The 13,610-nt window shown below is 66.1% G+C and carries 12 protein-coding genes; 5 read left to right on the forward strand and 7 right to left on the reverse strand.

Annotated elements, in window-relative coordinates:
- The first annotated feature begins 1 nt into the window (after nucleotide 1).
- The 5 genes from VLK31_RS07825 to VLK31_RS07845 all read left to right on the forward strand — a co-directional run bounded on the left by VLK31_RS07825 (nucleotide 2) and on the right by VLK31_RS07845 (nucleotide 5,517).
- Complete coding sequence (locus VLK31_RS07825) at nucleotides 2-670, forward strand: RlmE family RNA methyltransferase (protein ID WP_409167810.1); 669 nt, start codon at nucleotides 2-4, stop codon at nucleotides 668-670.
- Between the two features lie 177 nt (nucleotides 671-847).
- Nucleotides 848-2,764 carry an ATP-dependent zinc metalloprotease FtsH gene (ftsH, locus tag VLK31_RS07830; RefSeq protein WP_409167811.1) on the forward strand — a complete coding sequence of 639 codons (1,917 nt, stop codon included), beginning with the start codon at nucleotides 848-850 and terminating at the stop codon, nucleotides 2,762-2,764.
- Nucleotides 2,765-2,885: 121 nt separating this feature from the next.
- Nucleotides 2,886-3,701 carry a dihydropteroate synthase gene (folP, locus tag VLK31_RS07835; protein WP_409168045.1) on the forward strand — a complete coding sequence of 272 codons (816 nt, stop codon included), beginning with the start codon at nucleotides 2,886-2,888 and terminating at the stop codon, nucleotides 3,699-3,701.
- A complete protein-coding gene (gene glmM, locus VLK31_RS07840) occupies nucleotides 3,698-5,035 on the forward strand; it encodes a phosphoglucosamine mutase (RefSeq protein ID WP_409167812.1) in 1,338 nt (445 codons plus the stop codon). Before folP ends, glmM begins: the two co-directional genes overlap by 4 nt.
- A complete protein-coding gene (locus tag VLK31_RS07845; protein ID WP_409167813.1) occupies nucleotides 5,032-5,517 on the forward strand; it encodes a GNAT family N-acetyltransferase in 486 nt (161 codons plus the stop codon). The genes glmM and VLK31_RS07845 overlap by 4 nt, the downstream gene beginning before the upstream one ends.
- A 94-nt stretch (nucleotides 5,518-5,611) precedes the next feature.
- Here the strand turns inward: VLK31_RS07845 and VLK31_RS07850 are convergent, their stop codons facing one another.
- The 7 genes from VLK31_RS07850 to VLK31_RS07880 all read right to left on the reverse strand — a co-directional run bounded on the left by VLK31_RS07850 (nucleotide 5,612) and on the right by VLK31_RS07880 (nucleotide 13,504).
- Nucleotides 5,612-6,883, reverse strand: a complete 1,272-nt coding sequence (locus VLK31_RS07850; RefSeq protein ID WP_409167814.1) for an acyl-CoA dehydrogenase family protein — start codon at nucleotides 6,881-6,883, stop codon at nucleotides 5,612-5,614.
- A gap of 50 nt (nucleotides 6,884-6,933) precedes the next feature.
- The gene (locus tag VLK31_RS07855) at nucleotides 6,934-8,040 is read right to left on the reverse strand and encodes a phosphotransferase (protein WP_409167815.1); all 1,107 of its coding nucleotides are present in this window, start codon (nucleotides 8,038-8,040) and stop codon (nucleotides 6,934-6,936) included.
- 9 nt (nucleotides 8,041-8,049) lie between these two features.
- The gene (locus tag VLK31_RS07860; RefSeq protein ID WP_409167816.1) at nucleotides 8,050-8,769 is read right to left on the reverse strand and encodes a Crp/Fnr family transcriptional regulator; all 720 of its coding nucleotides are present in this window, start codon (nucleotides 8,767-8,769) and stop codon (nucleotides 8,050-8,052) included.
- Between the two features lie 61 nt (nucleotides 8,770-8,830).
- On the reverse strand, nucleotides 8,831-9,610 hold the full coding sequence (locus VLK31_RS07865) for an oxepin-CoA hydrolase, alternative type (protein WP_409167817.1): 780 nt from the start codon (nucleotides 9,608-9,610) through the stop codon (nucleotides 8,831-8,833).
- 7 nt (nucleotides 9,611-9,617) lie between these two features.
- Nucleotides 9,618-11,138 carry a 3-hydroxyacyl-CoA dehydrogenase gene (locus VLK31_RS07870; protein ID WP_409167818.1) on the reverse strand — a complete coding sequence of 507 codons (1,521 nt, stop codon included), beginning with the start codon at nucleotides 11,136-11,138 and terminating at the stop codon, nucleotides 9,618-9,620.
- Between the two features lie 168 nt (nucleotides 11,139-11,306).
- The gene (locus VLK31_RS07875) at nucleotides 11,307-12,500 is read right to left on the reverse strand and encodes an MFS transporter (RefSeq protein ID WP_409167819.1); all 1,194 of its coding nucleotides are present in this window, start codon (nucleotides 12,498-12,500) and stop codon (nucleotides 11,307-11,309) included.
- Entirely contained in the window at nucleotides 12,497-13,504 is a 1,008-nt protein-coding gene (locus tag VLK31_RS07880) for a D-2-hydroxyacid dehydrogenase family protein (protein ID WP_409167820.1), read from the reverse strand. Before VLK31_RS07880 ends, VLK31_RS07875 begins: the two co-directional genes overlap by 4 nt.
- Between the last annotated feature and the right edge of the window lie 106 nt (nucleotides 13,505-13,610).

The raw sequence follows: 13,610 nt of genomic DNA on the forward strand, positions 1-13,610 counted from the left end.
CATGAGCACCAAAGCCAAAAGCAAAAAAGTCAATAAAGCGTGGCTTCACGACCATATCAACGACCCCTACGTAAAGCTCGCCGCGCGAGAGGGATATCGGGCACGCGCCGCCTACAAACTCAAGGAAATGGACGAGTCGCTGGGGCTGGTCAAGCCGGGCCAGCTGGTGGTGGACCTCGGCTCCACGCCGGGTGCGTGGAGCCAGTACCTGCGCCGGCGCATGTCGCCCGACGGCGCAGCAGCCGGTTCGCTGAACGGCACCATCGTCGCGCTGGACATGTTGCCCATGGACCCCATCGAGGGCGTGACCTTCCTGCAGGGCGACTTTCGCGAAGACGCGCTTTTGCAACAGTTGCTGGTGGTGCTGGCAGGCCGAAAGGCCGATCTGGTCGTCTCGGACATGGCGCCCAACCTGTCGGGCATCAGTTCCGCCGATGCGGCCCGCGTTGCGCACCTGATCGAGCTGGCCATCGATTTCGCGCAGAACCACCTCAAACCTGAGGGCGCGCTGGTGGCCAAGCTGTTCCACGGGAGCGGCTACGACGACCTGGTGAAGCTCTTCAAGGCAAACTTCCGCACCGTGAAGCCCTTCAAACCCAAGGCGTCGCGCGACAAATCGTCTGAAACTTTCCTCGTGGGAATGGGCCTGAAGGCCCTGGATACGGCTTGATACCTTGCCGAATAACGTTTGCAAAGGGTGCTCCCAGGGCGCAAACCCCTGTCAGCCTATGGCTGCATTAGGGAAATGCCCGCTTTTCGCAGCTTGAAAAGCCTAAAATGGGGCGCAATTGCGTACCCATAGCGCGTTTTTCATATCCTCGTCACGCGCTTTCGACTGGAGCTTCGTTTGAACAATCAGTGGTTTTCTAAAGTTGCCGTATGGCTCGTCATTGCCATGGTGTTGTTTACTGTTTTCAAACAGTTCGACACCCGCGGCGGCGTCGGGTCTGGCGCAGTCAGCTACTCCGAGTTTCTGGACCAGGTCCGGAACAACCAGGTCAAGAGCGCCATCATTCCCGAAGGCGCTGGCGGCGGCGAGATCGTCGCTGTCACCAATGACGACCGCAAGATCCGCACGACCGCCACGGTGCTCGACCGCGGTCTGGTGGGCGACCTGATCGACCACAACGTCAAGTTCGACGTCAAGCCGCGTGAAGAGGGCTCGCTCCTCATGACGCTGCTGGTCAGCTGGGGCCCGATGCTGCTGCTGATCGGCGTGTGGATCTACTTCATGCGGCAGATGCAGGGCGGCGGCAAGGGCGGGGCGTTCAGCTTCGGCAAGAGCAAGGCCCGCATGATGGACGAGAACAACAACACGGTTACTTTCGCCGACGTCGCAGGTTGCGACGAGGCGAAAGAAGAGGTCCGTGAAGTCGTCGACTTCCTGAAGGACCCGCAGCGCTTCCAGAAGCTCGGCGGCCGCATTCCCCGCGGCTTGTTGCTGGTCGGCCCTCCCGGTACCGGCAAGACCCTGCTGGCCAAGTCGATTGCCGGCGAAGCAAAGGTGCCTTTCTTCTCGATCTCCGGCTCCGACTTCGTTGAAATGTTCGTCGGCGTGGGCGCGGCCCGTGTGCGCGACATGTTCGAGAACGCCAAGAAGAACGCGCCCTGCATCATCTTCATCGACGAAATCGATGCAGTGGGTCGTCAGCGCGGCGCTGGTCTGGGCGGCGGCAACGACGAACGCGAACAAACCTTGAACCAGATGCTGGTCGAGATGGACGGTTTCGAAACCAACCTTGGCGTGATCGTGGTGGCTGCCACCAACCGCCCGGACATCCTGGATGCCGCACTGCTGCGCCCGGGTCGTTTCGACCGCCAGGTGTATGTCACGCTGCCCGACATTCGCGGCCGCGAACAGATCCTCGGTGTGCACATGCGCAAGGTCCCATTGGGCCAGGACGTGAACCCGAGCGTCATCGCCCGCGGCACGCCCGGCATGTCCGGTGCCGACCTGGCCAACCTGTGCAATGAAGCTGCCCTGATGGCCGCCCGCCGCAATGCGCGCGTGGTCGAAATGCAGGACTTCGAGAAGGCCAAGGACAAGATCTTCATGGGCCCCGAGCGCAAGAGCATGGTCATGCCCGAGGAAGAGCGCCGCAACACGGCCTACCACGAGTCTGGCCACGCCCTCATCGGCAAGCTGCTGCCCAAGTGCGACCCGGTCCACAAGGTGACGATCATTCCACGTGGCCGCGCCCTTGGCGTAACGATGAGCCTGCCGGCGCAAGACCGCTACAGCTTCGACCGCGAGTTCATGCTCAACCAGATCAGCATGCTGTTCGGTGGCCGTATCGCCGAAGAAGTGTTCATGCACCAGATGACCACCGGCGCCAGCAACGACTTCGAGCGTGCGACATCCATCGCCCGCGACATGGTCACGCGTTACGGCATGACCGACGCGCTGGGTCCGATGGTCTACGCAGAGAACGAAGGCGAAGTGTTCCTGGGCCGCTCGGTCACCAAGACGACCACCATGAGCGAGCAGACCATGGAAAAGGTCGACGGCGAAGTGCGCCGCATCATCGACGAGCAGTACGCTCTGGCGCGCAGCCTGATCGAAGCGAACAGCGACAAGATGCACGCCATGGCCAAGGCGCTGCTTGAATGGGAAACCATCGACAGCGAACAGCTCGACGACATCATGGCGGGCCGCGCACCGCGCCCGCCCAAGGACTGGACGCCGCGCATCCCGCCTTCGGGCAGTGGTGGCAGCGGCGGCACGCCGGCGGTCAACCCTGACCCGGCGCCCACTGCAGCCTGAGGTGGCATCGACATCGCACAACAACGGGGCCTCTGGCCCCGTTTTTCATGGCGCAAGGGTGGCCCCGGCCGCGGTCTGGCAGACCTCGCGTTTTCGCATCGATCTCGCGCAGCCGCGCGTGATGGGCATCGTCAATGTCACGCCCGACTCTTTCTCCGACGGCGGTGCCCACGCCTCGACCCAGGCGGCGCTGAAGCATTGCGAGCAGTTGCTGGCGCAGGGCGCCGACATTCTGGACATCGGCGGTGAATCGACCCGCCCCGGCAGCCCCGCGGTGCTGCTCGACTACGAGCTGGCGCGCGTCGTGCCCGTGGTGCGTGAGGCGGTGAAGCTGAACGTGCCGATCTCCGTCGACACGTACAAGCCCGAGGTCATGCGCGCGGTGCTCGACCTGGGCGCGGACATCGTGAACGACATCTGGGCGCTGCGCCAACCGGGCGCGCGCGAAGCCGTCGCAGCGCATCCTTCGTGCGGCATCTGTCTGATGCACATGCATCGCGACCCGCAGACGATGCAGACCGTGCCGATGGCCGGCGATGTCGTTCCCGAGGTGCTCGCGTTCCTCGCCGAACAGCTGCAGTTGCTGCAGGCACAGGGCGTTGATTTTTCACGGATCGCGCTCGACCCTGGCGTCGGCTTCGGCAAGACCGTGACACAGAATTTCGCCTTGCTGGCGCGCCAGCGCGAACTGCTCGCGGGTGGCCTGCCGTTGTTGCTGGGCTGGTCGCGCAAGTCGTCGATTGGTGCGGTCACTGGCATCGAGGTGGCGGGGGAGCGCATCGTGCCTAGCGTGGCCGCGGCGGTGCTGGCCGTGGACCGTGGCGCGGCCGTGGTGCGTGTGCACGACGTGCGCGACACCGTGGCCGCCCTTGCGGTATGGCGCGCCATGAAGGGCCAGGAAACACAAATTCAACAAAAACAGACAGAACAACCATGACCCGCAAATATTTCGGCACCGACGGCATCCGTGGCACGGTCGGCCAGTCCCCGATCACCCCCGACTTTGTGCTGCGCCTGGCGCATGCGGTGGGCCGCGTGCTCAAGAAGACCCAGGCTCGCCCGACGGTGCTGATCGGCAAGGACACCCGCATTTCGGGCTACATGCTGGAGTCGGCGCTGGAGTCGGGCTTCAACTCGGCTGGGGTCGACGTGGTGCTGCTCGGCCCGCTGCCCACGCCCGGCGTGGCGTACCTCACGCGTGCCCAGCGCGCCAGCCTTGGCGTGGTAATCAGCGCAAGCCACAACCCGTACCCCGACAACGGCATCAAGTTCTTCAGCGCCCAGGGCACCAAGCTCGACGACGCCTGGGAGCTCGCGGTCGAGGCCGTGCTGGAAGAAGCACCGGTGTGGGTCGATTCGGCCAACCTCGGCAAGGCTCGCCGACTGGACGATGCGGCCGGCCGCTACATCGAGTTCTGCAAGAGCACTTTCGCCAACGACCTGACGCTGCGCGACATGAAGCTGGTGGTCGACGCCGCCCACGGCGCGGCCTACCAGGTGGCGCCCAACGTGTTCCACGAACTGGGCGCGGAAGTGATCAGCATCGGCGTGTCGCCGAACGGGTTGAACATCAACAAGGGCTTTGGCGCGACCCATCCCGAAGCGCTGGTTGCCGAGGTGACCGCGCAGAAGGCCGACTACGGCATTGCGCTCGATGGCGATGCCGACCGCCTGCAACTGGTCGACGCCGACGGGCGCCTGTTCAACGGCGACGAATTGCTCTACCTCATGGTGGCCGAGCGCATGGCGCGCGGCGAGAAGCCGGTGGGCGTGGTCGGCACGCTCATGACGAACAAGGCCGTCGAGGTCGCGCTGCGCAAGCAGGGCATCGAGTTTGTGCGCGCCAAGGTCGGCGACCGCTACGTGCTCGAAGAGCTCGACAAGCGCGGCTGGATCCTGGGCGGCGAGGGCTCCGGCCACCTGCTGGCGCTCGACCGCCACACCACGGGCGATGGCATCGTGAGCGCGCTGCAGGTGTTGCAGGCCTGCGTGCGCAGCGGCAAGACGGTGGCACAGCTGCTCGAAGGCGTCACGCTGTTCCCGCAGACGTTGATCAACGTGCGCATCTCGCCTGACCAAAACTGGAAGGACAACCAGGCGCTGGCCAGCGAAACCGAACGCATCGAGGCCGAACTGGGCGACGCAGGCCGCGTGCTGATTCGTGCAAGCGGCACAGAGCCGCTGGTGCGCGTGATGGTGGAGGCGCGTGACGCGGCGCAGGCCGAGTCCTGCGCGCAGCGCCTTGCGGCCCTGTTGAAGCCTGCGCAATGACGCAGATCGACGTTCGCATGGTCGACTACCGCAACGCGGCGCAGGCCGCTGCGCTGGTCGACCTGCTCGACGGGTACGCACGCGACCCCGCAGGCGGCGGCACACCGCTCGATGCGGCCGTGCTGCAGGGCCTGCCCGAGGCGCTGGCGGCGCGGCCACAGGCCTTCAGCGTGGTCGCGTACGAGGGCGAGCAGCCGGTCGGCCTGATCAACTGCATCGAGGGCTTCTCGACCTTCGCCTGCAAGCCGCTGGTGAACGTGCACGACGTGGTGGTGCTGGCCAGCCACCGCGGACAGCGTGTGGCGCAGAAGATGTTTGCCCTGGTCGAGCAGGAGGCGCGCAATCGGGGCGCCTGCAAGCTCACGCTCGAAGTGCTGTCGGGCAATGCGCCCGCGCTGCGCAGCTACGAGCGCGAGGGCTTCGCGGGCTACCAGCTTGACCCGGCTTTCGGCCACGCGCTCTTTCTGCACAAGAAGCTCTGAAATAGAAAAGGGCCGGGGCGAATTGATCGCCGTCGGCCCTTGTTCCAGCCCTATCCCCTGTACATCCCCGAGGGGAGAGGGCGCAATTCAAGAATCAGGAGCGCGTCACCGGCATCTCGGCGTCAGCCTTGCCGGGCGCGTACTTGCCCAGCTCCCACTTGGCGATCGCGTTGCGGTGCACTTCGTCCGGGCCGTCTGCGAAGCGCAGCGTGCGCGCGCCGGCGTAGGCGGCTGCCAGCGGGAAGTCGTCGCACATGCCGCCGCCACCGTGCACTTGCATAGCCCAGTCGATCACCTGGCAGGCCATCGAGGGTGCAACCACCTTGATCATGGCGATCTCGTTCTTCGCGACCTTGTTGCCGGCCACGTCCATCAGCCAGGCGGCCTTCAGCGTGAGCAGGCGGGCCATGTCGATCTTGCAGCGGGCTTCGGCAATGCGCTCCTGCGTCACGGTTTGCGAGGCCACGGTCTTGCCGAAGGCGACGCGCGACGAAGCGCGCTTGCACATCAGCTCGAGCGCGCGCTCGGCCAGGCCGATCAGGCGCATGCAGTGGTGAATGCGTCCGGGGCCAAGGCGGCCTTGCGCGATTTCAAAGCCACGGCCTTCGCCCAGAAGAATGTTGTCGACGGGAACGCGCACGTTCTCGAAGTGCATCTCCACGTGGCCGTGCGGCGCGTCGTCGTAGCCCATCACGTTGAGCGGGCGCACGATGCGAATGCCCTTGGCGTCCGCCGGCACGATGACCATGCTCTGCTGCGAATGGCGCGGTGCGTCGGGATCGGTCTTGCCCATGGTGATGAAGACCGCGCAGCGCGGGTCGGCCGCACCGGAAATCCACCATTTGTGGCCGTTGATCACGTACTCGTCGCCCTGGCGCTCGATGCGCGTGGCAATGTTGGTGGCGTCACTCGAAGCCACATCGGGCTCGGTCATTGCGAAGGCCGAGCGAATCTGGCCTTCCAGCAGTGGCTTGAGCCAGCGGGCCTTGATTTCTTCCGAGCCGTAGCGCGCAATGGTCTCCATGTTGCCGGTGTCGGGCGCCGAGCAGTTGAAGGCTTCGCTGGCCCATGGCACCGCGCCCATGATTTCGGCCAGCGGTGCGTATTCCTGGTTGGTCAGACCCGCGCCGGCGTAGCCGGAGGCCGAGGCGCTGTCGACCGGAAGAAACAGGTTCCACAGGCCCTGGGCCTTGGCCTTTTCCTTGACCTTCTCCACCGTCTTCAGCGCGGTCCAGCGCTTGCCGGCGACGGTGTTGGCCGCCAGCTCAGCGCTGTACTCGGCCTCGGCCGGGTAGATGTTGTCGTCCATGAACGCCTTGACGCGTTTCTGCAGATCTTTGGTCTTGGCCGAGTATTCGAAGTCCATCTTGTGTCTCCTTGTAGGTCCTGTGTGGGTCCGGTGTGGGTGGGAGGCCGTTACGCCTTCTGGGCAAACTGCCAGGCCATGTCGGCCATGGGCCGTGCGCCGCGTGCCGAAGCCACGGCTTGCTCGCTCGATGCGGTGCCGGCCTCGACCCGTTTGGCAATGCCTTGCAGGATCGCGGCCATGCGGAACAGGTTGTAGGCCTGGTAGAAGTTCCAGTCGGGCGCCAGCGCCTCGGGCGTGCTGATGCGGGTGCGCTCGCAATAGCGGCGGATGTATTCGCTCTCGGTCGGAATGCCGAGCGACACAAGGTCCACGCCGCCGATGCCGCGCCCCGTGGTGGGCGGCATGTGCCACGACATGCAGTGGTAGCTGAAGTCCGCGAGCGGGTGGCCCAGCGTGGAAAGCTCCCAGTCGAGCACCGCGATGATGCGCGGCTCGGTGGCATGGAACATCACGTTGTCCAGGCGGTAGTCGCCATGAACGATGGACACCTTGCTCTCGTCACGTGCGCTCGCCGGCATGTGGGTGGGCAGCCAGTCGATCAGCCGCTCCATGGCATCGATGGGCTGCGACAGCTCGCCGGCGCCATCCGCCGAAGCCTTGTACTGCTTGCTCCAGCGGCCGATCTGGCGGTCGAAGTAGTTGCCCGGCTTGCCGTAGTCGGCCAGGCCGCGGGCAGCAAAGTCGACCGTGTGCAGTGCGGCAATCACGCGGTTCATCTCGTCGTAGTAGGCCGCGCGCTCGGCGTTGCTGAAGCCGGGCAACGACTGGTCCCACAGCACGCGGCCCTGCATGAACTCCATCACGTAGAACGCGCGGCCGATGATGCCTTCGTCCTCGCACAGGCAGTGCATGCGCGGCACCGGCACGTCGGTGCCGGCCAGCCCGCGCATCACCTTGAATTCGCGTTCCACCGCATGCGCCGAGGGCAGCAGCTTGGCGACCGGGCCCGGCTTGGCGCGCATCACGTAGCTTTGCGACGGCGTGATCAGCTTGTAGGTCGGGTTCGACTGCCCGCCCTTGAACATCTCTACTGTCAGCGGCCCCTTGAACCCGTCGAGGTTCTTCTCAAGCCAGGCTGCGAGCGTGTCGACGTCGAAGGCATGCTGTTGCGAGACGGCACGGGTGCCGATGAAGTTGGAGAAGTCCTGGCTCATGTCAGTGTTCTAGCTTTCGGTTTCCGAGACGCGCATGAGGCCCGCCCGATCGAGCACCACCAGCCCGGCCGGTTCGATGCGGATCGTGCCCTCGCGCTCCATGGTCTTGAGTTCCTGGTTCACCCGCTGGCGCGATGCGCCCAGCAGTTGCGCCAGTTCTTCCTGCGCCAGCTGCAGCCCGATGCGCGTCTGGCTGCCATCGTCCAGGTTGGGCACGCCGTAGCTGCGCACGAGGTGAATCAGCTGCTTGGCCAGGCGCGCGCGCAAGGGCAGGGTGTTGAGGTCTTCCACCAGACCGAACAGCGTGCGGATGCGGCGTGCCTGCAGGCGCATCAGCGCTTCGTAGAGCTCCACGTGCGCGGCCAGGATCTTGTGGAAGTCGCCCCGCGCCACGCACAGGATGGTGCTGTCGCCATGCGCATAGGCGTCGTGCGTGCGCCGGTCCCCGTCGAACATTGCCACGTCGCCGAACCAGATGCCCGGCTCCACGTAGGTCAGCGTCACCTGCTTGCCCGAGACGGCCGTCGAACTCACGCGCACCGCGCCCTTGGCGCAGGCAATCCAGTGTTCGGGCGGGTCGCCGCGGGCAGCGATCAGGTCGCCGTCCTTGTAGCGTTTGACAAAGGCGCATCGGAGGATGTCGTGCCGTAGCGATGGAGATAGGGAAGAAAACCAGCGACCACTGTTGATCGCTTCACGTTCTTCGATAGTAAGAATGGGGTCGTCCATTGGTCTGTCCTCTCGGCGACTGAAAAGCTGGGGGGTGTCACGGGAGCGACGCAGCGCGGCGTCACTCGTACTGCGGTGGCTTCTTGTCGAGGAACGCGGCAATGCCGATGCCCGCGTTCGCATGGTGCAGGTTGCGCACGAAGTGGTCGCGCTCCTGCGACAACTGCGACGTGAGCGTGGCGCCACGCGCATCGCTCAGCAGCTCCTTGATGCTCGCAAGCGAGTTGGGCGCGCGCGCGTTCAGCTTGGTGGCCAGCGCCAGCGCGCCGGCCAGTGCCTGGCCGCTTTCCGTGAGCTCGTTGACCAGGCCCAGCGCGTGCAGCCGGGCCGCGTCGATGCGCTCGCCGTTCATGAGCCATTCGCTGGCCAACTGGCGTGGCAGCTGCCTGCCGAGGTGCCAGCTCAGGCCGCCGTCGGGCGACAGCGCCACGTTGCTGTACGAGGCGGCAAACACCGCGTCGCGTGCCGCCACCACGAAGTCGCAGGCCAGCGCAAGCGAGAAGCCCGCGCCCGCGGCCGCGCCTTCGACCGCCGCAATGATCGGCTTGGGAAAGGTGCGGATCGAATCGATCCAGTTGTGCAGGCCCTCGATGCTCTCGGCCTGCACCGAACGGTCGAGCTGGCGGTTGGCCAGCAACCGCTGCAGCGAGCCGCCGGCGCAGAACCATGCGCCTTCGCCCACGATGACCACGCTGCGGATCTCCGCGCTGCCCTCGGCGCCGTTGAGCGCCTCGATGCCCGCGGCGTAGATCTCGGGGCCCAGTGCATTGCGCTGGGTCGGGTTGGCGATGGTCAGCACCATGGTGCTACCTTCGCTGGTGCTCTTGAGTTCAGCGGTCATGGCGTGTTCATTCTTCTTCGTGCAGCAGGCTCAGGCCGAGTGCGCCGCGGCGGCGCAGCCACGGGCTCGGGCGATAGCGCGGGTCGCCGTACACCGTCTGCAGGTTGAACAGCACCTCCAGCATGTTGGTCGGGCCGTAGAGGTTGCCCATGGCGAGCGGGCCGCGCGGATAGCCCAGGCCCAGTTGCACGGCCGTTTCCAGGTCGCCCGGCGTGCACACGCGCTGCTGGCACATGTCGGCGGCAATGTTGACGATGGCGCCGATCACGCGCTGCGTGACGAAGCCGCCGCTGTCGCGGATCACGCTCACGGCCTTGCCGTCGCGTGCGAACAGGGCATGCGCCATGTCGCGCATGTCGCGGCGCGTGGCCGGGTTGGTGGCGAGCACGCGGCGCTTGGTGGCGGCGTCGTCGATCAGCATGTCGATGCCCACGGTGCGCGTGGCGTCCAGGCGCTCGACCGCGGCCACCGTGGTCACGTCGAAGCCCAGCGGCGCAACCAGAATCAGCGAATGCGCGGCGGGCGTGGCGCCGCTGTCGATCTGCGCGCCCAGCGTGTTCACCAGGCGCAGCAGTTCGGCACGGCGCGCGGCGCGCGGCGACACCCACACCGAAGGGCTGCCCTCGACCACCGGAGGCGCGGCCTCGGGCGTCTGCTGCATCACGCCGTCGGTGTAGCGGTAGAAGCCTTCGCCGGTCTTGCGGCCCAGTGCGCCGGCGGCCAGGCGCTGCGCGGTGATCACACTTGGGCGAAAGCGCGGCTCTTCAAAGTACTGGTGGTAGATCGACTCCATCACCGGGTGCGACACGTCGAGCGCGGTCAGGTCCAGCAGCTCGAACGGGCCCAGGCGAAAGCCGGCCTGGTCTTTCAGGATGCGGTCGATGGTGACGAAGTCGGCCACGCCTTCGCCCACGATGCGCAGCGCCTCGGTGCCGTAGCCGCGGCCCGCGTGGTTGACGATGAAGCCTGGCGTGTCCTGCGCCTGCACTGCGCTGTGGCCCATCTGTTTGGCGTAGCCGGCCAGTTGGGTGCAGACCTCGGGCGCGGTCTTGAAGCCCGCCACCACCTCGACCACCTTCATCAGCGGCACCGGGTTGAAGAAGTGAAAGCCCGCGAAGCGCTCGGGGCGCTTCAGGCCGGCCGCAATGGCCGTGACCGACAGCGACGAGGTGTTGGTGACCAGCGTGGCGGTCTCGGCCACGATGCCTTCGAGTTCGCGGAACAGCGCGCGCTTGACTTCCAGGTCTTCGACGACCGCCTCGACCACCAGGTCGCAGCCGGCCAGCGCCTGGGCCGAATCGACGGCCTTCACGCGGGCGATGTACAGGTCGCGCGTGGCGGCGTCGATCTTGTTCTTTTCGTGCAGCTTGTTCCACTGGGCGACGAGGGCCTCGCGGCCGCGCTCGGCGGCGCCCGCAAAGCTGTCGAGCAGCAGCACGTCGCTGCCGGCCTGTACGGCAATCTGCGCGATGCCGCGACCCATGGCGCCGGCGCCGACGACGCCTGTTCGGGTGTAGTTCACTGTCATGTGCTGGAGGGTTTCAATGGTTGAGTGGTGTCCGGGCCTGCCGCGCAGGCGTTGATGCGGCTGCCGCAAGGGTGCTGGCGAAGGCTTCGATTTTGCAGTCCCGCGCGCAGGGGGCGTGACGGGTTTTACGCGGGGGCATGTTTTCAGCCCTCGGAGGTCGATGGCCGATCAGCCGGGCCGCCCGCTGCGGTCGATGGCCACGCTGAGCACCATGGCCACCATCAGCACGCCAAAGCCGACCCAGCTCATCCAGGCGGCCGCGTCGTTGGCCAGCAGCCAACCGCCGAGCGCCGCACCCACGGCCTGGCCCGTGTAGATGCCGGAGCTGTTCAATGCCACCGAGCCTGGCGCCAGGGTGGGTGCCAGGCCCACCAGGCGGGCCTGCTGCGCCGAATTGGTGGCGAAGCAGCCCAACCCCCAGGGCACCAGCACCACGGCCAGCCAGGCGAGCGTGGAGGCCAGCGGCCACAGCAGCAGGCTCAGCGTGATCAACGCGGTGGTCACCAGCACCATCCGCCCGGCGCCGATGCGGTCGATGAAGCGGCTCACGAGCATGTTGCCGAGCAGGCCGAAGACGCCGAACAGCGCCCAGATCAGGCTCAGCGTGGTGGCGTCCGCGCCGTAGCTCTGCTTGAGGATCGGGCCGAAATAGCTCGACAGCACGAACTGCCCGGTGCCCTGTAGCGCGGTGACCGTGACGATGCCCATCAGCACCGGGCTGCGCAGCACGCGCGACCAGGCCGCGGCTGTGAGCGCGACGGGGCGGACGGCGTTGGGCATGGTCAGCCAGATCGATGTCGCGCTGGCGACACTCAAGAACGCGATGGCCATGAAGGCCATGCGCCAGCCCAGGTATCCGCCAATCAATGCGCCGATGGGCAGGCCCAGCACCGAGGCCATCGACCAGCCCAGAAAGACGAAGGTCACCGCACGCCCGCGCTGCTCGGGCGGCACCAGCAGGCCGGCGCAGGCCGCCGCCTGTGGCGTGAAGATGGCCGGTGCAATGACCGTGAGCATGCGCACCGGAAGCAGTGCGCCAAAGCTCGGCATCAGCGCCGAAAGCGCATGCCCGGCGGCGTACCACAGCATGGTGAGGGCCAGCAGCCGGCGGCGGTCCCAGCCCGCGACCGCAGCGGCCAGCAGCGGTGCACCGATGCACATCACCACCGCGGCGGCCGTGATCAACTGGCCCGAGGTGGCCACGCTGATCGACAGCGAACTGCTGATTTCGTTGAGCGTGCCGGGCACCACCATCACGCCGGTGCCAATCACGAAATTGCCGGCGAGGAGCGCCCAAAGTGCGCTATTGGATGCGCTTTTTGGTGCGCCTTGCGCCGCGCGCCGCGGCGCAGGCAGGCTCACCGACGGACCTGCAGCGCGCCGGGGTTCACGATGTTGGTGGGGTTGCCGTTGATGTAGCTCACGACGTTGTCGAAAGCCTGGCCGAAGTAGCTCTCGTAGCTCTCCTGCTCCACATAGCCGATGTGCGGCGTGCAGATGCAGTTTTCCAGCCGCAGCAGCGCATGGCCTTGCAGCGGCGGTTCGCTCTCGAACACGTCAATGGCGGCCAGGCCGGGGCGGCCACGGTTGAGGGCGGCAAGCAGCGCGTCGGCCTCGACCAGTTCGGCGCGCGACGTGTTCACGAACAGCGCCGTGGGCTTCATGCGGGACAGGTCTTCGAGCGTGATGAGGCCGTTGGTCTCGTCATTGAGCCGCAGGTGCACAGACAGCACGTCGGCCGCGGCAAAGAATTCATGGCGGTTCTGGGCCACTTGGAACCCGTCGGAGCGCGCCTTGGCGCAACTGGCCTCACGCCCCCAAATAACGACCTGCATGCCAAACGCCTGCCCGTAGCGCGCCACGAGCTGGCCGATGCGGCCATAGCCCCAAATGCACAGCGTCTTGCCCTTGAGCACCGAGCCCAGCCCGAAGTTCGGCGGCATCGACGCCGACTTGAGCCCCGACTGTTGCCAGGCACCGTGCTTGAGGTTGCTGATGTACTGCGGCAGCCGTCGCATCGCGGACATGATGAGTGCCCACGTGAGTTCAGCCGGCGCCTGCGGAGAGCCCGAGCCCTCTGCCACCGCTACGCCGCGTTCCGTGCATGCGGCCACGTCGATGTGGCCGGCAATGCGCCCGGTCTGCGAAATGAGTTTGAGCTTGGGCAGCTTTTCAATGAGCTGACGCGAGATCTGCGAGCGCTCGCGAATCAGCACGATCACGTCTGCGTCCTTGAGACGAACCGACAACTGCCCGATGCCCTTCACCGTGTTGGTATAGACCTTGGCCGCGTACGCGTCCAGCTTGGCGGCGCAGCGCAGCTTGCGCACGGCGTCCTGGTAATCGTCGAGGATCACAATGTTCATGGCGTGCCATTGTGCCTCGCACCATCGCCATGTCGCAGCGGTGAACGTTTGGATACCCAGGCCCGGGCGGCTTTCGGGCCCGCTTCCGCAGGGCTTCCTGGGCGTT

Source organism: Variovorax sp. H27-G14 (assembly GCF_046156345.1).
Taxonomy (GTDB): Bacteria; Pseudomonadota; Gammaproteobacteria; order Burkholderiales; family Burkholderiaceae_C; genus Variovorax.